The organism is Pantanalinema rosaneae CENA516, assembly GCF_050753385.1.
GTDB lineage: Bacteria > Cyanobacteriota > Cyanobacteriia > Leptolyngbyales > Leptolyngbyaceae > Pantanalinema > Pantanalinema rosaneae.
This window is the reverse complement of sequence record NZ_JBLZFZ010000015.1, coordinates 15055-35952: the sequence shown is the minus strand read 5'-3', so window position 1 is coordinate 35952 and position 20898 is coordinate 15055. Positions and strand designations below refer to the sequence as shown.

The window sequence follows — 20898 nt, the reverse complement described above, 5'->3', positions numbered from 1 at the left end:
TGCTGTCAGAGATCTGCCCATTGTTGCAGAGGATCGCTGCATGGTTTTACTCCTGGCTGATGTCTTTCTGCTATTGACTCAGGTACTCCTGTGGATCGTAGTAGGGTTAATTACCTGGTTTGTGCTGCTGAAAGCGTTGCCTCGGGCGTTTCTCAGTATGTTGGTGCTGCTGTTGATTCTGGCAGTCCTGGTGATTTCGTTTGTGGGCGGTGCCCCCGCCGATGGTGGCATTCTGGAGACACTGTGGCGGATCATTTCCTTTCCCCTCACGCCCTTGGGTTTGGGGATTGTGCTGATTTGGGTGTTGCTTTCGGGCACGAAGCTGACAAAGCTGGCAAGAAATCTGATGCTGATTGCCCTAGTGCTACTGGCGTTGGGCAGTTTCCCGGCGGTTGCCTATTTCCTGGCACAGGAATTGGAGATGGAAGGGATTGAGCTGATTCGGGCAACTCCCCCACTGCCCGGTGGGGCCCAACGGGTGATTGTGGTACTGGGGCAGGGTACGACTCGTTCCCAACTGCGTCCTCGGCAGGGAGAACCACCGACCGAACCGGTTGCGGTCACTTGCCCCCCGGAATGTACCCCCACTGCGCCGCCGCCCAGAATTGAGCGACCGATTTTGGAGGAACAATATCAGGTATTAAGTACCCTACCGACTCAGTTAACCGAGCAGGGCGATCGCTTAATTTACGCCGCCAGATTATATCAGGACGAAGGGAACCGGGGCACGAATCCGGTGATTGTGGTTAGTGCTGGCACCCGAGGCAATCGGGTCTGGAAGGCGGGGGAGAATAAGGAGGATGTCTCAGAGGCGCGAGATATCCAGATCTTCCTGACGCAGACGATGGGTGTACCCGAACGGGACATGATTCTGAACCATGATGATGGCAATGCCCGTCGCAGTGCCGAACAAATTCGCCAAATCCTCACCAGCCAGCGGATTAATTTTGGCAATCAGTTAATGCTAGTGGCTTCAGGGATCAACATGCACCGTAGTTATCTCACCTTTCAACGCGTCTTTGAGGACACACTGATCATTGCCCGACCGACGGATTTCTACAGCCTGCCCCCCGCGAACCGCTTGGGTCGAGTTGTCCAGGGGACAGATTTAGTGGAAAATCGGCTGTTGGTGACTGACTTTGTGCCGAGTGCCGAAGCCTTTTGTATTTCCTCACGGGCGATCGAGGAGTATCTGACTGCCCTCTATTATTTCCTGCGGGGTTGGATTGGCATGTTCCAGGCTCCCCCAACGATCGATGCTACAGTGCCCGTCTCGACCCAAAATCCGGAACCCCCCGTAGCCACCTTTTCTCCTCGACCTCCCTCCTCTCCCTATCCCCCCTATCCCCCTTATCCTCCCAATCCCTCGTCACCCGGCCCTTCGCCATCTATCCCTGGGCAGGGGTGGTAGAAACTGCTTCTGCGATCGTCCCGCCAATTCGTTTAGCATGATAGAGCTTTAGCACTGATTTCATCTGACGCTTGGTATTGGTTTTAGACGATGGCTCAATCCCGCCTGCGAAAATTAGGGCAGTATCTCCGTCCTCATTGGCGAGAAGCTGCTTTAGGAGTTTTGGCACTTTTTGTGGTAAATGCGTTGGGAATCTATATTCCCTTGCTGATCCGCGACGCGATCGATCGGTTGCAAGTCACCTTTAGTTACAGCCAAATTGTCTACTATGTGGTGCTAGTGGGTGCCCTGGCATCCTGTATGTGGGTGACACGGATGGCATCCCGGATCTGGTTGTTTGGGGTGGGGCGGCAGGTGGAATTTGACCTGAAGCAAAAGATTTTCGCCCATCTGTTAACCCTGGAACCGCCCTACTTCGCAGCAAATACCGTCGGTGACTTGATTAATCGCGCGACGAGTGATGTGGATAATATTCGGCGATTGTTGGGCTTTGCGGTTCTCAGTTTGGCGAATGCCATCTTTACCTATGGGCTAACCCTGCCCGTCATGTTGTTGATTGACTGGCGGCTAAGTCTACTGTCGCTATCGGTCTATCCGGTGATGCTGGTGTTGGTGCAATTGTTTAGCGATCGCCTGCGGGAACAACAACTGGCGGTGCAGGAAGAACTCTCGAATGTGAGCGAATTGATCCAGGAGGATATGAGTGGCATCTCCCTGGTGAAAATCTACGCCCAGGAAGAGAATGAGCGCCATGCCTTCCGTAAGCTGAATCAACAACTACTGGATGCCAATTTAGATCTGGCACTGACTCGAAACGTGTTGTTTCCGATCCTGCGCGGCTTATCCGGCGTGAGTTTGCTGGTGGTGCTATGGCTGGGTTCAGGTTCGATCAGTCGGGGTGAACTGAGTGTTGGCAACTTCATCGCGCTGCTGCTGTATGTCGAACGAATGGCGTTTCCTACCGCGTTGCTCGGCTTCACGATTACCGCCTACCAACGGGGAGAAGTCAGTATCGATCGGATTGAAAGTATCCTAACCGTGGAACCCAAAATTCAGGATCAGCCAGCGGCGATCGGGCTGCTGCCCAAGGAAGTGCAGGGTGAACTGGTAGCCCGCCGATTACACTTCACCTATCCGGCTCCCGGCAATACCTACCCACCTGCGGCGCTAGATGACCTGAACTTTACGATCCTGCCCCAGGAAACCGTTGCGATTGTGGGACCGATCGGCTCCGGTAAATCGACGCTGGCAAATGCTTTACTCCGGTTACTCGACATTACTCCCGGTCAACTCTGGCTGGATGGTCACGATATTACCCAGCTACGGCTGCATGATCTACGATCGGCGATCGCCTATGTGCCGCAGGAAAGCTTTTTGTTTAGTACGACGATCTCGAATAACATTCGCTATGGTAGCCCCCAAGCGGATGAGGCAGCGGTGATTCATGCCGCAAAGCAAGCTCAAATTCATAGCGAAATTCTCAACTTCCCGCAGCAATACCAGACGATCGTGGGGGAACGGGGCATTACGCTATCGGGGGGGCAACGGCAACGAACCGCGTTAGCCCGAGCCTTACTGGTCGATGCGCCGATTCTGGTGCTGGATGATGCTTTATCAAGTGTGGATAATCAGACGGCAACCGAGATTCTGAAGAATTTGTCGGCAGGCACCGATCGCAAAACGGTGATTTTCATCTCGCACCAAATGTCGGCGGCAGCGATGGCAGACCGGATTTTTGTCATGGATCACGGCAGAATTGTCCAGTCTGGTAACCATGAGGTGTTAGTGAGCCAGCCGGGACTGTATCAGGAATTATGGCAACAACATCAGTTAGAAGCCGCGTTGGAGTAGGGCAACGATCGCCCAGCCAGTACCCGCCATACCTAGCCACAATAAAACATTCCAGCGAGTTAGGCGGAGTGCCTGGTAAATGTGATCGGCAGTAATGGGCTCGATCGCGTCTCCCAGTAAGGGTTTGGGTTTGGCGACCCCTTTGTACCAATTCATACCCCCTACCTGGACACCCAAAATCGCCGCATAGGCGCACTCACTCCAGCCAGAATTGGGACTGGGATCCTTGGGAGCATCGCGCTGACAGATCCGCCAAACCTGAAGCGGTTTCCCAGACAGCAAGGCTAAGGTGAGCACCGTGAATCGGCAGGGGAGCCAGGTGAGGAGATCATCCGTTTTAGCACTGAACCAACCCAAGTCGGTATAGGGGGCAGAGCGATAGCCCACCATTGAATCGAGCGTACTCGCGGCTTTGTAAGCTAACGCCAGTGGTACACTGCCAACTCCTGGTAGTATTGCTCCCAATAGGGCATAGAACAAGGGAGCCATTACCCCGTCGGTGGCATTCTCCGTCACTGTTTCTAAAACTGCCCGCAAAATTTCAGCTTCCGGTAATTGCTCGGTGTCTCGACCGACATAGCGGCTAAGGCGCGATCGTGCCTCAATGAGATCACCTGCCTGCAAGGGTTGTAAGACTTCTGTGGCAGCATCTCGTAAACTCCGAGCCGCGAAACAACTTGCCAACAAAATGACTTCCATCAGGATGCCGACCCAGGGATGGATCCAACTTGCCAGGGTGACGATCGCCCAACCGAGTATCCCACTACCAAGGATTAACCCTAGCCCTAACCCAACTCCGGCTAGTCGTAACGCCCAAGGTTGGTTCAGCCTCTTCAAGCTCAAATGGGTGTAATTCGCGATCGCCCATCCCATGCCCTGCACCGGATGCCACCAGTCCCACGGATCACCAATCAGGTAATCCAATCCGGCTGCCAATCCTAAAACGATCGCCTCACGCCCCACCATACTGAATCTCCCCCATCCTCCCCATCCTTCCCATCGCCTCTAACCATGTTTGAGGGGTCACACCCCTGATTCTCCCTCTGAATTCCGGGGAACACTGAAACCGCATCTACTTCTATCATGAGAGGAAATTACTATGGCAAAGCTGGTTCCTGTCCAACTCGATAACGGCATGATTCTTTATATTGAAGGGCAAGAGGACACCGAAACGGAAGCGTTACGGACTACTCCGCTTCCAGGGCTGGAAGAAGAACAGGGCCGCACCCGCAAAGGGTTAGGGGATCTGCCAAACTCCCTCAAAGTGACTCCCACCCAATCAATGGAAATGGTGCAGAACACGATTCGTACCTACACGCACTATTGCCTGAATGCCTTCAAAAATGTTTCTACGGTCAATGTGGATGAAGTCACCCTCGAATTTGGGGTGAATATTAGTGCCGATGCTGGAATTCCCTACATTGCCAGTGGCAAAGCCCAAAGCAACCTCAAGATTACCGTCAAGTGTTCCTATCCCAAACCGGAGGCAAGCGAGTCAGCTACCAATGGGCAAACCAGCAACGGACAACTGCCGATCGCTCAATAACCTGCCTCACCACCTCATCTCCCTGACCTCCTCAACCCTCCTAACTCCTCACACCACAAAACTCGACTCCTGCCCCTGCGCTGCTTGCCAACTCCGGGCATCGTAATAGAGGTCTTCCAGAGAAATGCTGTAGAGCGCTTCTTTCAATTTCTGGTGCAAGCGGTTCCACAACATAAACGTCACCCAGTCTTCGGATTGCTGCATATCAGGCGTATGGCGGGGTAGGGGTTCCACCTCCTCTCCCACCGCTTCCAAAATTTGTCCTAAAGAAATCTGGGCAGGCGATCGTGCCAGTTGATAGCCACCCTGAACGCCCCGCAGCGATCGCACCAGTCCGGCTCGGCGCATTTCCATCAGGAGTTTCTCCAGATAGGGAGCCGGGAGATCCTGCCGTTGGGCGATCGCTTTGACGGAGGCAGGTCCGTAATTGGGCTGCAAACTAAGATCGAGGAGCGCCTTGACACTGTAATGTCCCCGAGTCGTGAGTTTCATAAGAAACGTAACAAATTATGGAGTGTTGACTACGGAAGTACGAAGTTTTACCAACTTTAGTTGAACTTAAGTGTGTGATATCGAATACTTATATCCAATTTAGGCGTGGCAGCAGGGTGATTGTCCACTTGTCCGCCTAGGATTGCCGTCCAGCCGCATTTTAACCAATTAGCATGAACCAGTCGTTTTCCCTGTCCCTAGCTCCCCGCTATCGCTTAGATGACGAATTACCCTGGTTAGAAGGGATCGATCCCAGCCGCCATTATTGGATTGCTGTCAATGGCGATCGCACACAGATGGTAGCGATTCCCGGTTTAGTGGCTCCCTCATTGACGCAGTTCCGGGCAACCATCCTCAGTTTCCGCGCTATGCAGCCGGGAGATCAAATGACGATCGCCCGTCCAGCCGTAGACTGTACAATTCACTGCATTAGTCAGAATTGCTTTGCGATCGCCACTGAGATCAACAAGGCTCCAGTCTGGCACTTATTTGATCAAGAAACCTTAGAAAGTTTATTAATGACCAGCCATCCGGACTGGCAATGTTCACCTCAGGATGTTGAGCTTGGTCGCCGGATGTTGATGCGTTCCTGGCACCAGGTGGCAGCCGCCTAGAGTCAACCTAACGGCGGAATTTGGCTAATTCCTTCAGGGAAGCCAGTAGCTTAACCCGAACTAAAAATAGTTCGTTCCAGGGACTCAAAACCATTGTCCAGGAAACATTGACTGTAAATAACGAGGTTTGTACGTTGCCAGCAATCTCAAACTCGGTGCAGCCATCATCCAGCGATCGCGAATTGCCCCACTGGGGTCGCAGAATTAAGCCCTGAGCTTCTTTCACCAGGTAGTCAGCGATCTCCTCGCGTCCGACGATTTGACCTTCAAACGGGGGTTGCAAGGCACCGTCCTCAGCAAAGAGTTGGCTGGTTGTCTGAAATTCTCCGGCGTTCAGTAATTCAAAGTAGCGGAGGATGACTGGCTCGGTAATGCCTTCAATGGTGAAAGCGGCAGAGGTTTCGGGCGCGATCGCAGATGATGGTGGGCTAGGACGCTGCATAGTTTCTCTAGAAATTAACCAATAAAAAAGGGAAGTAAGTAACCACCCACTTCCCTCATGGATTCCGCATAGTTCATGGAACTAAAGTTAATGGGAGGTTGATCAGGGGTATTCTGATCCCTTCCTTAGAAGGCTAAGGGGTCTACTCCCATGCCGACGACTACATTCCGGAGGATTGTGATCTGCTGACCTCGATCGAGGAGTTTGAGATCAACCAAACTTGTTTCGGCTTCCTTGGAAAGGCGATAGTCCGCAGGCATGGGAATGACACTGCCTTGAGTCATCCATTCGGCTAACTGATACCAAAATGCCAGCTTGGTATTTGCACTCAGGACACCATAGGCGCGGGTAGCGGGGTTGCTGACCTGGTTAACCAAATCGCGCATGAACTGAAGCTGTTCCGCCTGAGACATTTGCTGCACCTGGTTAAGCAAGCCTGCGGCTAATTGAAGTCGTGCGGCACCGGGAGCGGCGGCAGTAATGGCTTTACCTAAGTCGGTGTAGATATACCAGAGCAACGCTAACTGATCGTCGGTAGTGAGACGCTTGATGCGATCGGTCAGAGTTAGAACAGGATTGGCGGCTGCCGCTGCGGCGAGATAGGGATTCGTAAACCGATCAGTTGTGAAGGTCATAAGCTCTCCTTTGGACTAGATACGTGACTCAACTCGTTCACTAGATGGTGTCAAAATCGGCAGTAGTGGCTGCGATCGTCAGATGGTTCTGAGGAGGACAGCTTGCCTATTGATTGAACGCCGGAGGGGTTAACGCTCCACATTTGCCAGTATGCAACATTTATTTACAAATTGACAATAAACTTTACGAATAATCTGAATTAGGTTTTTCTATGGACGAAATATCACGGCTGCAAGGGGCAAATCGGCAGGCTATGACCGACGCGATTCGGCAACAGGCTTTGGAGTTAGGGTTTCACAAAGTTGGCATGGCTGAAGTAGACGCGAGCAATTTACCGTCAGCAGACCCGTTACAACGCTGGTTAGCCCAGGGATACCACGCGGATATGGCTTGGATGACGAACCCGAAACGGCAAGATATCCGGCAGGTGATGCCAGAGGTCCGATCGGTGATCTGTGTGGCGCTGAATTATTACAGTCCCGAACAACGTCCTGAAGGAGGGCAATACGCCAAAATTGCCCGGTATGGTTGGGGACGGGATTATCACAAAGTGCTGCACAAGAAACTGAAAGCCTTAACCCGGTGGCTCCAGGAGCAGGGAGAGCACATTCAGGCGCGTTATTATGCCGATACTGGCCCTGTCCCTGATAAAGTTTGGGCAGAACGGGCGGGGATTGGCTGGATTGCCAAAAATGGGAATTTAATTACCCGAGACTATGGCTCCTGGGTATTTTTGGGAGAAGTGTTAACAAATTTAGAGTTAGTTCCCGATCGTCCCCATACGGCGCACTGTGGCACCTGTACCCGGTGTATGGTGGCTTGCCCTACTGGAGCGATTCCCACTCCGGCAACAGTAGATGCCAATCGCTGTATTGCCTATCACACGATCGAGAATCGGGCGGAAACTTTACCGGCAACCGTAGAATTACACGGCTGGGTGGCAGGCTGTGATATTTGTCAAGAGGTCTGCCCCTGGAATCAGCGCTTTGCCCAACCGACGGATGTCCCTGAGTTCCAGCCGTATCCGGGGAACATTGCGCCGACCTTAACGGAACTGAGTCAACTGTCGGAAGCGGACTATGAGCGGCGGTTTCCGGCTTCGGCACTGCGACGAATCAAACCCTGGATGTGGCGGCGGAATGCTCAGGCAAATTTATGTTCACGATCGCAGCGAAATTCTTAAGAAAAAATGAATTTATGAAGAAAAGCTTGGAAAATCGTTACATCCCTTAATAAGTAGACTATCTTAGATTTAAGTAGTTTTAAGCGGAGCTTCTGGGTGCTATGTCTCAACCCTGCCTCCTCCCCCAGGCTGATGTGACTCTCCAACAACTCATGGCAGAAAATGCCGAGTTGCAGAAATATTTAGCGGCTCAGAAGAAGGTGATTGCTTCCTTAGAGCGGCGGGTAGGGCGATCGCTCGATAGCCTGGGAGTGCATGTCACGCGTCTGAGTGAGCAGGGAAACTCAACCGCAAACTGGCATCAGCATTTAAGCTCTGTGCAGAGTGAAGTGGATGCGCTCTGTGATCTCTTAGCAGACACGATGCTGCTGCAAAAACTAGAAGCCGGTAAGGTGGAAGTCCATCTAGAAGCTTTAAACGTACAGCCCGTTCTTGCCTCGGTGAGCCGCCATCTACTGGAACCGAAACATGGTGGTCAGGTGCGCTTACTCTGTGAGATTGATGCCAACTTGCCACTTGCATGGGCAGACCAGGATTTAACAGAAGCGGTACTGATGGATTTGTTGGCCAGGGGCTTACGATATTCTGATGCCGATATTGCTGTCATCTTAGGGGCGAGTGCCGATCGGGAGTGGCTTGATTTAAGGGTGACGGCTCAACGGTTTGCTCCTCCGGGCAATCGAGAGTTCGCTACGGAAATCGCTTTGTGCTGCCGTCGGATTGAAGTCCAGCGTGGGAAAATTGCTTGCCAACTCAGACCGGATGGGCTACAAACAGTGACAATTTCCTTACCGCTTGCTGTTGATTGAGCCGTCTTTTCTTAGAGGATGCTTTAAAAGTCCTTTTGCCAGTAGCCATAGATCCGATCCCCCTAAATCCCCCTTGATAAGGGGGACTTTGAATACCGAGTTTCCCTAAAATTGGGGGGCTAGGGGGCAGAATGCAGGATTTTGAGGTATTTGAGGAGATGTGTGTACACCGTAGCCTTTTTAAGGGGGGCTGGGGGGATCTCTGAGTGCTCAACATCACAGCTAATACCTTTTTAAACACTCTCTTAAATTAAAAGTATAAGAATTGTTTAAATCAGTGAGAACATTCTCAGATTGAAAACGTGTTTTTTAAATCACAAAACCTCTGTAGTGTTCAAGGTTTGCAGAGGTTTTGTGGTTGTGTTAATCAGCGATAGGTTGTCTAGAAATGAATAGGGCTAAATTTTTGGCAGTGGTTTTTCAGGCATGAGCCTGGGGCGATCGCGGCGCAGTTTTTGATGGGAGCGATCGTTGTAACTGCTGCGGTAGGCGGTTTATAGGTATTGGTAGTTAGCCGATGTGGTGGCTTAACTGATTGTGGAACAAGCCTTCTGTTTGTACTGGATGAGTCAAGTTAACCTCTATCTATAGGGGATTGTATTACTGAGCAAAATCGCCTTTTCTTATTAAGAAACCCTGACGAATTTCTCCAAATAGCGATAATTCTCTTAAGGTAAACGTAATTGAATCGTTGGCAACAGTTCAGCCTCCTAGCGCAAGTTTATTATCGCTCTGTTGATCCGAAATCTGACTAGCTACATCGAGCTAATGCTCAACGTTGAAAGAAAGCAGAATGGTGAACTTATGGTAGCAACCCCTTCAAAACCCATCACGAATACCGTATCAATCAGTGCTTTCGGTCAAGCCCGATCGACGATCGCTGGAACTCCGCTCTCGCCGGAAGAATTGCAACGGATGGATGCCTACTGGTCTGCCTGTAATTATTTGGCAGTCGGGATGATTTATCTGAAAAACAATCCCTTGCTGCGAGAGCCGTTAAAGTCAGAAGATGTCAAAACTCGCTTATTAGGGCATTGGGGTTCGAGTCCAGGCTTGTCCTTTGTTTATACCCATCTGAATCGGTTGATCAAGAAATATGACCAGGACATGATTTATCTGGCAGGCCCCGGTCATGGCGCACCGGGAGTGTTGGGGCCGGTGTATTTAGAGGGCACGTACTCGGAAATCTACCCCAACTGTAGTGAAACCGAGGAGGGCATGAAGCAATTCTTCAAGCAATTCTCATTTCCGGGCGGAGTCGGTAGTCACTGCACCCCGGAAACGCCTGGTTCGATTCATGAAGGCGGTGAACTGGGCTATAGCCTGTCCCATGCTTACGGGACGGTATTCGATAATCCCGACCTGATTACGGCGGTGATGGTCGGTGATGGGGAAGCGGAAACGGGTGCCCTGGCCACCGCATGGCACTCGAATAAATTTATTAATCCGATTCGGGATGGAGCGGTGTTACCTATCCTGCACTTGAACGGCTACAAAATTAATAACCCGACGGTGCTGGCACGCGTTAGCCATGAGGAACTCGAAAATCTGTTTAAGGGCTACGGATATACTCCCTATTTTGTTGAAGGGGACGATCGCGAATCGATGCACCAGGCGATGGCTGCCACCCTGGATCGGTGTCTTGAAGATATCAAAGCGATCCAATCTGAAGCTCGTTCCTCAGGGGTAGCGCAGCGTCCGCGTTGGCCAATGATTGTGCTACGGACTCCCAAAGGCTGGACAGGTCCGAAGGAAGTGGATGGTCATAAGGTCGAAGGCTTCTGGCGGGCACATCAGGTACCCATGGCAGCCATGCACACCAATCCAGACCATTTGAAAATGCTGGAAGAATGGATGCGGAGTTACAAGCCAGAGGAATTATTCGATCGCAATGGTCAATTAATTCCGGAACTGCGGGCACTAGCTCCCCAAGGAACTCGCCGGATGAGTGCCAATCCCCATGCCAATGGCGGTCTGGTGCGGCGGGAGTTAAAGCTACCCGATTTCCGCAACTACGGAGTTGAGGTGGGGAAACCGGGACATATCGCTGCTGAGAATACCCGATCGTTAGGGGTGTTTCTGCGGGATGTGATGCAGCAGAACATGGATTGCTTCCGGGTATTTGGACCCGATGAAAACACCTCAAATAAACTGATGGATATCTACCAAGCCAGTAAGAAGTTCTGGATTGCTGAATATCTGCCAGAAGACAACGATGGGGGTGAGTTGGCAACGGATGGTCGTGTGATGGAGATGCTGAGTGAGCATACTCTAGAAGGGTGGCTAGAAGGTTATTTACTGACTGGACGGCATGGTTTCTTCTCGACCTACGAAGCGTTTGTGCATGTGATTGATTCAATGGTGAATCAGCATTGTAAATGGTTGGAAATTTGTCAGCATATTCCCTGGCGTGCCGATATTTCCTCGCTGAACTTGCTGATTACCTCAACCGTATGGCGGCAGGATCACAATGGCTTCACCCACCAAGATCCTGGTTTTCTGGATGTGGTCGTGAACAAGAGTCCGGAAGTCACCCGGATTTATCTGCCCCCAGATGCCAATTCTCTGTTATCCGTAGCGGATCACTGCCTGCGGAGTAAGAACTACGTCAATGTGATTGTGTCGGATAAACAACTGCACTTGCAGTATATGGACATGGATGCCGCGATTAAACATTGCACCAAAGGCATTGGCATCTGGGAGTGGGCAAGCAACGATCGCGGTGAAGAACCCGATATTGTCATGGCAACGGCAGGCGATATTCCGACATTGGAAGCGTTGGCAGCGACCGTGATGTTGCGCGAAGAGTTTCCAGATTTGAAGATTCGCTTCGTCAATGTTGTGGATCTATTCCGGCTACAACCCGATACCGAGCACCCGCATGGCTTGAGCGATCGCGACTTTGATAGCCTGTTCACCCTGGATAAACCCGTGATCTTTAACTTCCACGGTTATCCCTGGTTAATTCACCGACTAGCCTACCGTCGGCACAACCACAACAATATGCATGTGCGCGGCTACAAGGAAAAGGGCAACATCAACACACCGCTAGAGTTGGCGATTAACAACCAGATTGACCGTTTTAGTGTGGCGATCGATGTCATCGATCGAGTGCCTAAACTGAAGGTGGCAGGTGCCCACGCCAAAGAGCGATTCAAGAACATGCAAATTGAATGTCGGCACTATGCCTATGAGTACGGGGTGGACAAACCGGAAATTGTGAATTGGAAGTGGCCTTATTAACGGCTGATTACTAATCAATTCTGCAAAATGGGGGATAGTCTGACTGTCTCCCATTTCTGTTGCAAATGAATAGTAGATAATTGTGAATGTTGCATTAGCGAGGATGTGATGAGAGTTGCTGTATTTAGTACCAAGCCCTACGATCGCGAGTTTTTAGAGGCGGCAAACACGATCGCGGGTCACAAGCATGAGTTCACCTACTTTGAAGCTCGGTTAACTAAGGATACGGCAACTCTAGCAGCGGGCTATGCGGCGGTTTGCGTGTTTGTGAATGATGAAGTGACGGCTGAAGCATTAAAAATTCTGGCTGCACAAGGAACTCGTTTAATTGCGTTGCGTTGTACGGGTTTTAATAATGTCGATGTTAAAGCGGCGACGCAACTCGGGATTACGATCGTGCGAGTCGTCAACTATTCTCCCTATTCCGTCGCGGAACATGCGGTGGGATTAATCCTGACGCTGAATCGCAAGTTTCATAAAGCCTATAACCGAGTCCGGGAAGGCGATTTTTCCCTCAATGGGCTATTAGGATTTGATTTACATGGACGCACGATCGGGTTAGTGGGTACGGGAAAAATCGGCTTAATTCTAGGTCAAATTATGGCGGGATTTGGCTGCAAATTGTTAGGCTATGATCTATATCCGACTCCGAAATTTGAAGCGATCGGCGGTCGGTATGTTGACTTACCAGAACTGTGGGCACAGTCGGATATTATTTCGCTCCATTGTCCCCTCACCCCAGAAACTCATCATATTATTAATCACTCTGCGATCGAGCAAATGAAATCGGGAGTGATGCTAATTAATCCCAGTCGCGGCGCATTAATTGATACGGAAGCTGTGATTGCTGGATTGAAATCGAAAAAGATTGGTTATCTTGGAATCGATGTTTATGAACAAGAAGCCGATTTGTTTTTTGAAGATTTATCTGAGGAAATTATTCAGGATGATGTGTTCCAACGGTTAATGACTTTTCCCAATGTGTTAGTGACGGCTCACCAAGCTTTCTTTACCGCCGATGCGATGGATGATATTTCTCGCACGACGATCGAAAGCTTAACGGACTTTGAACAAGGCAATCTTCTCAAAAACGAACTGAAATTACCTCTAGAAAAAAGACCTACGGCTAGCATTTCTTAGTCTTAAATTGACTCTATTCTCAGGGGAATGTAATTTTGCTGTGACACTCGATGGCAGCATTGTCACACGACTTTTGCTCCCTTTACCGTCTCTGACCACGATTTGCTGTTGAGTAAAGTCAACATCCTTAACCCGTAAGCGCAACCCTTCGATTAAGCGAAGACTGTTCCCGTAAAGTAGCTTTACGACCAGTTGATAAATACCGTCACATGATATGGGAACAGCGGACGCGATCGCTTCCAGATTGCAACGATTTCAGAGGGTTGGCATAAAACTAAAGGTGATCGCACTATCTTTTTGATCTTGGGCAAACTCAAAGTGTCTACAAATCACCAGACTCTAGTTTTTTCCTGATTTGATCAAGATAGGCTTTCCCATCGCTAATATTTAGAGTAGTTCCAGCTTGCCACGATTTCAATTCAGAAAATGCCTGTTTGCTTTCTGTTTTTAGATTTTCTGTAAGCAAATAGGCATTTGGTTAACTCATTTTGCCCATTTGCTAACTCATTTCAAGGTTTTAAGTAAGTAAACAGGCGATCGACTGTCTCATTTTGGTGTGTTCCGCAAGCAAATTAGCCATTTGCTTTCTCAAACTGGAGTTTGCTTATTCATTTCAGTATTTTCCGCAAACAAACGGGGCATTGACCAACTAATTTCAGTTAATTGGGAATCCATCACCGCGATTGCGCAGGTGCTGAACATCTTGCTCAAAGGCTTCTACATCGTCATGAATACAAATGCCGCGATCGACACTAGTGACAGTTCATAACTCTGCTGAACGTCGATCATGACATCAGTATCGACTATGTACGTTTCCCCTCTTACACTAATTCCTTAACTAAACTGCTCCTAGCTGATACACAAGCTGCCTTGTTTCAACTTAAGAACCTTAACCTTCTGCTTCAGTTGTCGAAGACATTTCATGAATTAGATTGCCGACATGATTCTGGAATGCTACCAGTCCACCCCTTACATCCCAATATTGGTGAAATTGCAGCATCTGATTTTCAGCAGCTAAATCATGGGCAGCACCATCCCCTACAATATAATCAGAGCCAAAAAAGTCTCGCTGATGTCGTAACTTATCCCAATCAAAATCTTCAGGTGGCATCCATAAGGCTTTCACAACTCTGTAGATACACCACTCATCAGAATCACTCTTATACAATTCATCATCTAGAAATTCAACCAAGTGAGTAACTTTTGCTTTTTGAAGTAAAAGCATTAAATCTCCTTTCTTAGGTTTCTTAGCGTTACCTTTATTACTAGAATCACGCCAAGCTAGTCGAAATATCTTAGCTTCTGGAATAGGCATTTCGCTAAGTTTGTCATAAGCCCAAAGTTTATCATCACCTTTGTGCTTGACATTTTTAATCCATCTCAATTTAGATAAATCCATAAATTCAACTTTCACTTTTGGAGAATAAAGAAACCATCATTGAAAGGATTTAGATGTCTTTTTGGTGTAGAACCAAGGCGATCCCTCCTGAAACGAAGCACAAAAACTTTACTCGTCTGCTCCAACTGGGTTATTAGCTGGCTGGCGCTGGGCAATCTGCATCAATAGGCGCAATGCCTCGTTAACAGCATCTTCAGTTGGAAATGCTTGTGCTACATCAGGATCTAGAAGCACAAGATTAGTTCCTGCTCGATAACGCTCCACATATTTTCCTCTGACACCTCCGACTAACTGAGAAAAATCATACTCAGGTCGTAATTCGTCGTCCATCTCGTTATCAGCGTCCTTCTTCATAAAATCTCCGTTCCTGACGGGTGGCTTTTCAAGTCCGGGTTCCATTCAAATTCCATTCAAAACTACTCACGTTTAACCACATTTGAAGTTTACAGCTAGACCCTCTTTAGTCAGCTTCAAGGTAAACTTCTTCTTCATGCCATTGCGTCACTGGATTTCATCTCACTAAAATGTTATCTATGATTGCCATATCGCGAGACTCATTGATGTTGCCTTGATCGAGTATGCTGTGGGCGGTATCTATTCATACATTGGTTATGAGGGTAGAATGTATACTACAGCGCAAGCATTGAGGTGTTTTCAGCTTTGCTGTGATTTAACCAGCAAATATTGCTCGATTGATTTGGTGGCTCTGGATAAACGCACAGGGTATGTGATTATCTTGTCGAAAGAAGAAATTAACATTGAGATTGACCCGAATGGAGATTGGAGGTTCGTATGAGCGTGAAACCAGATTTCACTGTAATGACAACTCAAGAACTCCGAGCCTATGTCTTAGAGCATCGAGATAATGAAGAAGCCCTACATGCCTATCTTGATAGACGACATTCTGAAAATCCAAACTCACGGGTTTATAAAGCTGAAGATAATGTAAGTGAAGCGATCACAGAGTATTTGGAGAGTAAGAGGCAGCAGAAGGCTTAATATATCTAACTTACTTCAATGGGTTGTGCCACTGTAACTATGGCAATTTCTCCCATTCCTCCTGTACTCCTGTTACAGTCTGCTCCACAACTAAAGAATCTAAGTAACGAGACAGCGCGAAGAAACCTGCCCTTAATGCAATTGAATGAGCAGTCCACCCCTCTTGGGTTATCCTACTAGCATCAGCCCCTGCATCAACTAATAATTTTGCGACTTCTAAGTTGCCACAGACAGACGCTGTCATTAAAAAACTCCAACCTTCCCCTAAATTCCGGTTAACATCTACTCCCGCTATTAGAAGTAGTTTAATCATCTCAATCTGATTAGATGAAATCGCAACTTCTAGCGGGTGTCGTGCTACGCATAAATCCAGACCAATTTTTAGCTCAATTAGAGTTCTGGCAGCGTTTAAACTGCCAATTTCAAGAGCATGTTCAAGAGGTGAATAACCAAAATTCATTAAGAATTCAATAATTTTAATATGATTGCTTCCTAATATATTCTTAACTAATAATTCATCATCATTATCAATAGCATCTAACAGCCGCTCTAGATAGCTCTGAGTCACTTAAAGACCTCCATTCTACTGATAAAAACAGTTCCATTATTGGATTTCATCTCACTAAAAACGGTGAACGATCGCGGAAACTCGTCCTGCTACCATTCACCGTTCTACTAGTTGCTGAAAGTTAATTGCCGACTAACGATGGGCTTGTTGCAGCATCAGGGCTTGTAGGGTTAAGTCTGAAGAGCGGGGACTAATCAGGCTGACCAGACGATCGCGTAAGGTTTCCCAATGTACGCCATCAAGATTGGGTAACACCAAATGCGCTGTGTTCACTCGATCGGGATCGCCTAATCCCACTGTCCACATACCAGCCCGCAGACCGGCTTCAATTCCGGCAGCGGCATCTTCAACAATGATGCAGGTTTCGGGGGGTAACTCCAACACATGAGCCGCGTGAAGGAAGACATCCGGGGCAGGTTTGGAGTGTTGCACACTTAACCCATCCGCGATCGCATCCATGTACTCCGCAATCCCCAGGCGATCGATGACTTCCCGCGCATTTTTGCTGGCGGAACCGAGGGCAATTCTAATGTCTGCCGCTCGTAGTTCCTTCAACAAAGGAAGCACACCGGGAAGGAGATGATCGGGAGTAATCGTGCGAATCAATTCCAGGTAATAACCGTTTTTGCGGGTCATCATTTCCTGAAGCTGTTCTTCGGATACCGATCGCCCGTTCAACAAATACAACAGAGAATCGCGGCGAGAAATTCCGCGTAAGGCTTCATTGGTCGTGCGATCGAAGGGGATGCCTTCTTCGTCTGCCAACCGCTTCCAACCTTGATAGTGGAACTCGGAAGTATCGGTTAACACACCATCCAGATCAAAGATTACGCCTCGGAAGACCGGACAGTGAGGCAAGGAAATTGCCGTGGGAGAAAGAGTAGCCATTTCGTGCGGGAATTTAGGTTGACGCGCTTCGGTCGATCGCAGGTCAAACTCATAGGTCTGTCCCTGCCAAGTCAGGTTAAATTTGAGGCGAGTCCAGTTGGCTGGCAGTTTAGGACTAGCAACAGGACCATTGGCAGTAAAGCGAATGCCAGCAAAGCCAAACACCACCGCTTGCCAAACGCCTCCTGTCGAAGCGGCATGGATGCCTTCCGCTGCATTCCCCCGCACATCTGCCAGATCGACTAACGCCGATCGCGTGAAGTGTTCGTAAGCGGCGGCTGGTTGCTCCAATTCACAGGCGAGAATGGCATGAACCGCCGGCCCCAAGGATGATCCGTAAGTGTGGTCGGTGCGCGGCACGTAGTAATCCCAGTTGGCTTGTAGCACCTGACGACGATCGAGCTTGCCATGACCAAAGTTCTCTTGACGCAACAGATACAACAGCATTAAGGCATCGGGTTGCTTCAACACTTGCCGTTCATTGCCGCCTTCAATCCCCAAAATCGCTTGCATCGATCGCGTCCGGGGCTCGTAGTCTTGCAGATTGATATCGGTCAGATCAAAGAAACCATCGAATTGCTCAAATAAACCTGTCTCCGGATCTTGGGCAATCCAGATTTTGGCAATGATATCGCGCCAGTGGTCAAGTCGGGCAGAACTCAGATCTAACTTGTCTTTCAGTTCATGGATGCGATCGGGACATGCCTGACACATCCAATCCACCACCTGTAACGCGGTTTCCAGATGCCATTTCACCATCGCATTGGTGAAGATGTTGTTATTAATCCGCTCATGGTACTCATCGGGCCCAATCACATCATTAATTTCATAGCGATCGGCGGCTGCATTCCATTCCGCCCGACTACCCCAGAACACCGCCGTATCCAGAATGATTTCCGCACCATAGGCTTGCATCCAGTCGCGATCGCCCGTGGCTTGCCAGTATTGCCACACCGCGTAGGCAACATCGGCGGTAATGTGCAGTTCAATATCACCACACCAGATCCGCACTAAGCCTTCGCCACTCATGTGCGGCACCCATTTCGGGGTGACTTCATCGCCGGTATCGGCACTTTCCCAGACATACATCGCCCCTTCATAGCCAGCGGCTTTGGCTTTGCGGTGGGCACCGGGCAACATGTGGTAGCGGTAGGTCAAGAGGTTGCGGGCTAATTCCGGTTGCGTGTAGGTCAGACAGGGCAGAATGAAGATCTCGGTGTCCCAGAATACATGCCCGCGATAGGCAAAGCCGGAGAGGGTTTTAGCCGGAATGCTGACTTTAGTATCATGACGGGGAGCGGCAATCAGCAGTTGGAACAGGTTGTAGCGTACCGCCAACTGCGCCGTAGAATCGCCTTCAATCACGATATCATTCGTCTGCCAAACCGCTTCCCAGACCGCTTCGTGATTCGATCGCAGCGTACTGTAATCCGGCAAACTCAACAGCTTTTCCCGAACTGCCTGAGCCGGATGAGAGACATCGCGGGAGGTAAAGACAGTCACCGTTTTCTCCAGATTCACGGATTGCCCAGCTTGCACCTGGAAGTGAGCCACCAGCGTGGGATAGCCTGGAACTCCCATCGGTAAAGTGACTGCGGACTCTACACCGGAAATCGCCAGCCGCATTGCCATCGCCAGATCAATTCTGGAGTGGCGACTCTGGACATGCAGCCACACTGATTGGTCGGTATTGCCCTGATCCAAAGGATTCCAGTGCAGTAGGCCTTGTGTATCGCTATAACCATTCAGACTGGCATGAACTTCGATCGCGCCTGTAAAGTCTACCGAAGTCACCTGACAACGTACTCCCAGCACATGCTGATCGGCAAGACTAGCAAACCGCTCGAAGTGAAACTCTAACGTATGTCCTGCCGGACTGCGCCACCGCACCACCCGATGCAAAATCCCGTGGTACAAATCCAGGTAACGTCGGTAAGCCAGCACAGTTCCTTGATCGAGACGGAAGCGTTCCCCAGCCACACTAATCAGTAATGGCAACCAGTTGGGCACGTTGACTAATTCCGTTTTGGCGATCGCCACATCATCATAGACCCCATTAATCAGGGTGGCAGGGCAATCACCGGGATAACTTTCTTCAAAACTGCCTCGGGTTCCCAGATAACCATTTCCTAAGGTGAAAACGGTTTCTTTGTGGTGCAGTTGGGTCGGGCTAAATTCGCCTTCCGTAGTTTCGATAACAATCCAATCAGCGTAATGCATTCTGAAATTTACCTGTCGCGTGAGTCTAGGGGTGGGCTAGGGCATAACACTCTTCAGCACTGTTTGGGCAAACAGCACTGGGTAGCGCAGCGGTCGATGCGTAGTCGAGAATTTCTTTCTAAAGTTGATAAGCAGGATCTCTAAGACTGAACTCAGTAGAAAAACCTGAATCGCCGCAAGTAAGTTGGCATGGTGCGTAGAGGGTTTCCAGTGCTGATTCCTTTATTTTTCCTCCAAAAGAGGAATCTTTCAGGAAACTTGCGTTCGATCAGACTAGAGTTCTCCTACAAAGTTAGAGTTCCCATTATTGAACCGCTCGATCGCGTCTTTGAACCACGATCGTATTGTTTTGAAAACAATAAAAAAGCAACTTGACAAATTGGGGAGACCCAACTGGTAGCTGACCTCAGATCCAACTGGTTCAAATGAATGAAACGCTGCCTCTGCTCGGCTATCAGCTACTAGTAGTTTCTTACATGACGAATGCACCTGTTTCGGAAGAAAAGGTCGTATTTTTTGGAAAAGTTAATTTCCGAAAATCTTTCTTTAACGAATTAAACGAATACTCCTTCCGCAATTTTCACCACCTGCCCTCCTACAAATACTTCGATCGCATCATTCACTGGTTGAGCTTGAAGGAACAATAGCGATGGTCTACCAATTTCATACCCCTGTTCTACCCGCACATCGATCGCCGCCGTTCCCAGGTAACGATGCTGTACTAGATATCCGGCAAAACACCCATTCGCACTCCCCGTTGCTGGATCTTCTGGTATACCTACAGCATAGGCGAACATCCTGGCACTAAAGTGATTCGCCGGATTACGGGTTTCTGGACAGAACACAAATACCATTTTGGCTTGCAGCGGTTCGACCAATGCCAACAGGCGATCGATATCCACCTTAATTTGCTGTAAATCCGCCAATGTTTTCAATGGCACAATTACAAATGGCACCCCCGTAGAGACTTCCTGAATCGGAAAGCGGGGATCAATCGCGTCTACCGGTAACCCTAAGACTGGAGCCACCTGTTCAGCCGCTAAATTTTCGCCAAATCCGGGAGAATTCTGTCGCATTCTTAACATATTCGGCACTCGATCGCGATAATTCAGCGTTACGGGAATCTGCCCCACTTGTAAGTTCAGAATCACCTGATCAACCGGCTGCTGAATCACAGTTTGTTGCAAAACAAATGCCGTCCCCAAGGTTGGATGTCCGGCAAAAGGTAGCTCCGTAGCCGGAGTAAAAATTCGCACATCGTAGCCCCCATTTTCCAACTTTGGCGAGAGGATAAACGTGGTTTCTGAAAAGTTAATTTCCTTCGCAATTTGTTGCATTTCAGCAGTCGATAGATCGCCAGCATCGGTAAAGACGGCTAACTGATTGCCCGCGTATTTCATCTCGGCAAAGACATCTACAATCCAGAAAGGCAAATTATTCATCGTCGTTTGGCATGA

General features: G+C 49.3%; 20 protein-coding genes. 10 read left to right on the top strand and 10 right to left on the bottom strand.

Annotated elements, in window-relative coordinates; genetic code table 11:
- Positions 1 to 40: 40 nt before the first annotated feature.
- Together ACN4EK_RS10970 and ACN4EK_RS10965 are read left to right on the top strand one after the other, a co-directional pair.
- Positions 41 to 1411, top strand: a complete 1371-nt coding sequence (locus ACN4EK_RS10970) for a YdcF family protein (protein WP_431657905.1) — start codon at positions 41 to 43, stop codon at positions 1409 to 1411.
- A 90-nt stretch (positions 1412 to 1501) separates the two neighbouring features.
- Entirely contained in the window at positions 1502 to 3262 is a 1761-nt protein-coding gene (locus tag ACN4EK_RS10965; RefSeq protein WP_431657904.1) for an ABC transporter ATP-binding protein, read from the top strand.
- On the opposite strand, the gene cbiB is transcribed toward ACN4EK_RS10965, so the two are convergent.
- On the bottom strand, positions 3242 to 4228 hold the full coding sequence (gene cbiB / locus ACN4EK_RS10960) for an adenosylcobinamide-phosphate synthase CbiB (RefSeq protein WP_431657902.1): 987 nt from the start codon (positions 4226 to 4228) through the stop codon (positions 3242 to 3244). The genes ACN4EK_RS10965 and cbiB overlap by 21 nt on opposite strands.
- A 133-nt stretch (positions 4229 to 4361) precedes the next feature.
- On the opposite strand from cbiB, the gene ACN4EK_RS10955 reads away from it, so the two are divergent.
- A complete protein-coding gene (locus tag ACN4EK_RS10955; RefSeq protein WP_431657901.1) occupies positions 4362 to 4808 on the top strand; it encodes a CU044_2847 family protein in 447 nt (148 codons plus the stop codon).
- Positions 4809 to 4856: 48 nt separating this feature from the next.
- On the opposite strand, the gene ACN4EK_RS10950 is transcribed toward ACN4EK_RS10955, so the two are convergent.
- Complete coding sequence (locus ACN4EK_RS10950; protein ID WP_431657900.1) at positions 4857 to 5300, bottom strand: Rrf2 family transcriptional regulator; 444 nt, start codon at positions 5298 to 5300, stop codon at positions 4857 to 4859.
- A gap of 173 nt (positions 5301 to 5473) precedes the next feature.
- Here ACN4EK_RS10950 and ACN4EK_RS10945 point away from each other — a divergent pair, with 173 nt between their 5' ends.
- Positions 5474 to 5914 carry a hypothetical protein gene (locus tag ACN4EK_RS10945; RefSeq protein ID WP_431657899.1) on the top strand — a complete coding sequence of 147 codons (441 nt, stop codon included), beginning with the start codon at positions 5474 to 5476 and terminating at the stop codon, positions 5912 to 5914.
- Positions 5915 to 5921: 7 nt separating this feature from the next.
- On the opposite strand, the gene ACN4EK_RS10940 is transcribed toward ACN4EK_RS10945, so the two are convergent.
- The gene (locus tag ACN4EK_RS10940) at positions 5922 to 6356 is read right to left on the bottom strand and encodes a nuclear transport factor 2 family protein (RefSeq protein ID WP_431657898.1); all 435 of its coding nucleotides are present in this window, start codon (positions 6354 to 6356) and stop codon (positions 5922 to 5924) included.
- A gap of 125 nt (positions 6357 to 6481) precedes the next feature.
- The gene (locus ACN4EK_RS10935; RefSeq protein WP_431657896.1) at positions 6482 to 6991 is read right to left on the bottom strand and encodes an orange carotenoid protein N-terminal domain-containing protein; all 510 of its coding nucleotides are present in this window, start codon (positions 6989 to 6991) and stop codon (positions 6482 to 6484) included.
- Between the two features lie 212 nt (positions 6992 to 7203).
- Here ACN4EK_RS10935 and queG point away from each other — a divergent pair, with 212 nt between their 5' ends.
- The 4 genes from queG to ACN4EK_RS10915 all read left to right on the top strand — a co-directional run bounded on the left by queG (position 7204) and on the right by ACN4EK_RS10915 (position 13367).
- The gene (gene queG, locus ACN4EK_RS10930) at positions 7204 to 8175 is read left to right on the top strand and encodes a tRNA epoxyqueuosine(34) reductase QueG (RefSeq protein ID WP_431657895.1); all 972 of its coding nucleotides are present in this window, start codon (positions 7204 to 7206) and stop codon (positions 8173 to 8175) included.
- A 101-nt stretch (positions 8176 to 8276) separates the two neighbouring features.
- A complete protein-coding gene (locus ACN4EK_RS10925) occupies positions 8277 to 8984 on the top strand; it encodes a sensor histidine kinase (RefSeq protein WP_431657893.1) in 708 nt (235 codons plus the stop codon).
- A gap of 804 nt (positions 8985 to 9788) precedes the next feature.
- Positions 9789 to 12227, top strand: a complete 2439-nt coding sequence (locus ACN4EK_RS10920) for a phosphoketolase family protein (protein ID WP_431657892.1) — start codon at positions 9789 to 9791, stop codon at positions 12225 to 12227.
- 108 nt (positions 12228 to 12335) lie between these two features.
- Positions 12336 to 13367 (top strand): 2-hydroxyacid dehydrogenase, encoded by a 1032-nt coding sequence (locus ACN4EK_RS10915; protein WP_431657891.1) that lies wholly within the window; start codon positions 12336 to 12338, stop codon positions 13365 to 13367.
- Here ACN4EK_RS10915 and ACN4EK_RS10910 read toward each other — a convergent pair.
- The 3 genes from ACN4EK_RS10910 to ACN4EK_RS10900 form a co-directional block, all read right to left on the bottom strand.
- Positions 13335 to 13601 carry a tyrosine-type recombinase/integrase gene (locus ACN4EK_RS10910; protein WP_431658001.1) on the bottom strand — a complete coding sequence of 89 codons (267 nt, stop codon included), beginning with the start codon at positions 13599 to 13601 and terminating at the stop codon, positions 13335 to 13337. The genes ACN4EK_RS10915 and ACN4EK_RS10910 overlap by 33 nt on opposite strands.
- A gap of 655 nt (positions 13602 to 14256) precedes the next feature.
- Entirely contained in the window at positions 14257 to 14766 is a 510-nt protein-coding gene (locus ACN4EK_RS10905) for a hypothetical protein (protein WP_431657890.1), read from the bottom strand.
- A gap of 108 nt (positions 14767 to 14874) precedes the next feature.
- Positions 14875 to 15120, bottom strand: a complete 246-nt coding sequence (locus tag ACN4EK_RS10900; protein ID WP_431657889.1) for a hypothetical protein — start codon at positions 15118 to 15120, stop codon at positions 14875 to 14877.
- A 268-nt stretch (positions 15121 to 15388) separates the two neighbouring features.
- Here ACN4EK_RS10900 and ACN4EK_RS10895 point away from each other — a divergent pair, with 268 nt between their 5' ends.
- Together ACN4EK_RS10895 and ACN4EK_RS10890 are read left to right on the top strand one after the other, a co-directional pair.
- Positions 15389 to 15562 (top strand): DUF6888 family protein, encoded by a 174-nt coding sequence (locus tag ACN4EK_RS10895; RefSeq protein ID WP_431657888.1) that lies wholly within the window; start codon positions 15389 to 15391, stop codon positions 15560 to 15562.
- Positions 15559 to 15765 carry a DUF6887 family protein gene (locus ACN4EK_RS10890; RefSeq protein ID WP_431657887.1) on the top strand — a complete coding sequence of 69 codons (207 nt, stop codon included), beginning with the start codon at positions 15559 to 15561 and terminating at the stop codon, positions 15763 to 15765. Before ACN4EK_RS10895 ends, ACN4EK_RS10890 begins: the two co-directional genes overlap by 4 nt.
- A gap of 37 nt (positions 15766 to 15802) precedes the next feature.
- Here the strand turns inward: ACN4EK_RS10890 and ACN4EK_RS10885 are convergent, their stop codons facing one another.
- The 3 genes from ACN4EK_RS10885 to ACN4EK_RS10875 all read right to left on the bottom strand — a co-directional run bounded on the left by ACN4EK_RS10885 (position 15803) and on the right by ACN4EK_RS10875 (position 20883).
- Positions 15803 to 16333: an ankyrin repeat domain-containing protein gene (locus ACN4EK_RS10885; protein ID WP_431657886.1), complete on the bottom strand. Its 531-nt coding sequence runs from the start codon at positions 16331 to 16333 to the stop codon at positions 15803 to 15805.
- A 132-nt stretch (positions 16334 to 16465) separates the two neighbouring features.
- A complete protein-coding gene (gene pgmB / locus ACN4EK_RS10880; RefSeq protein ID WP_431657885.1) occupies positions 16466 to 19441 on the bottom strand; it encodes a beta-phosphoglucomutase in 2976 nt (991 codons plus the stop codon).
- Between the two features lie 554 nt (positions 19442 to 19995).
- Positions 19996 to 20883: a PhzF family phenazine biosynthesis protein gene (locus ACN4EK_RS10875; RefSeq protein ID WP_431657884.1), complete on the bottom strand. Its 888-nt coding sequence runs from the start codon at positions 20881 to 20883 to the stop codon at positions 19996 to 19998.
- Between the last annotated feature and the right edge of the window lie 15 nt (positions 20884 to 20898).

Excerpts from the sequence above, each read along its gene's own strand:
- ACN4EK_RS10950 (WP_431657900.1), bottom strand. The coding sequence starts at position 5,300 with ATGAAACTCACGACTCGGGGACATTACAGTGTCAAGGCGCTCCTCGAT.
- ACN4EK_RS10890 (WP_431657887.1), top strand. The coding sequence starts at position 15,559 with ATGAGCGTGAAACCAGATTTCACTGTAATGACAACTCAAGAACTCCGA.
- ACN4EK_RS10935 (WP_431657896.1), bottom strand. The coding sequence starts at position 6,991 with ATGACCTTCACAACTGATCGGTTTACGAATCCCTATCTCGCCGCAGCG.
- ACN4EK_RS10895 (WP_431657888.1), top strand. The coding sequence starts at position 15,389 with ATGTATACTACAGCGCAAGCATTGAGGTGTTTTCAGCTTTGCTGTGAT.
- ACN4EK_RS10905 (WP_431657890.1), bottom strand. The coding sequence starts at position 14,766 with ATGGATTTATCTAAATTGAGATGGATTAAAAATGTCAAGCACAAAGGT.
- ACN4EK_RS10970 (WP_431657905.1), top strand. The coding sequence starts at position 41 with ATGGTTTTACTCCTGGCTGATGTCTTTCTGCTATTGACTCAGGTACTC.
- ACN4EK_RS10915 (WP_431657891.1), top strand. The coding sequence starts at position 12,336 with ATGAGAGTTGCTGTATTTAGTACCAAGCCCTACGATCGCGAGTTTTTA.
- ACN4EK_RS10925 (WP_431657893.1), top strand. The coding sequence starts at position 8,277 with ATGTCTCAACCCTGCCTCCTCCCCCAGGCTGATGTGACTCTCCAACAA.
- ACN4EK_RS10955 (WP_431657901.1), top strand. The coding sequence starts at position 4,362 with ATGGCAAAGCTGGTTCCTGTCCAACTCGATAACGGCATGATTCTTTAT.
- ACN4EK_RS10875 (WP_431657884.1), bottom strand. The coding sequence starts at position 20,883 with ATGAATAATTTGCCTTTCTGGATTGTAGATGTCTTTGCCGAGATGAAA.
- pgmB (WP_431657885.1), bottom strand. The coding sequence starts at position 19,441 with ATGCATTACGCTGATTGGATTGTTATCGAAACTACGGAAGGCGAATTT.
- ACN4EK_RS10900 (WP_431657889.1), bottom strand. The coding sequence starts at position 15,120 with ATGAAGAAGGACGCTGATAACGAGATGGACGACGAATTACGACCTGAG.
- ACN4EK_RS10940 (WP_431657898.1), bottom strand. The coding sequence starts at position 6,356 with ATGCAGCGTCCTAGCCCACCATCATCTGCGATCGCGCCCGAAACCTCT.
- ACN4EK_RS10945 (WP_431657899.1), top strand. The coding sequence starts at position 5,474 with ATGAACCAGTCGTTTTCCCTGTCCCTAGCTCCCCGCTATCGCTTAGAT.
- ACN4EK_RS10920 (WP_431657892.1), top strand. The coding sequence starts at position 9,789 with ATGGTAGCAACCCCTTCAAAACCCATCACGAATACCGTATCAATCAGT.
- queG (WP_431657895.1), top strand. The coding sequence starts at position 7,204 with ATGGACGAAATATCACGGCTGCAAGGGGCAAATCGGCAGGCTATGACC.
- ACN4EK_RS10965 (WP_431657904.1), top strand. The coding sequence starts at position 1,502 with ATGGCTCAATCCCGCCTGCGAAAATTAGGGCAGTATCTCCGTCCTCAT.
- cbiB (WP_431657902.1), bottom strand. The coding sequence starts at position 4,228 with ATGGTGGGGCGTGAGGCGATCGTTTTAGGATTGGCAGCCGGATTGGAT.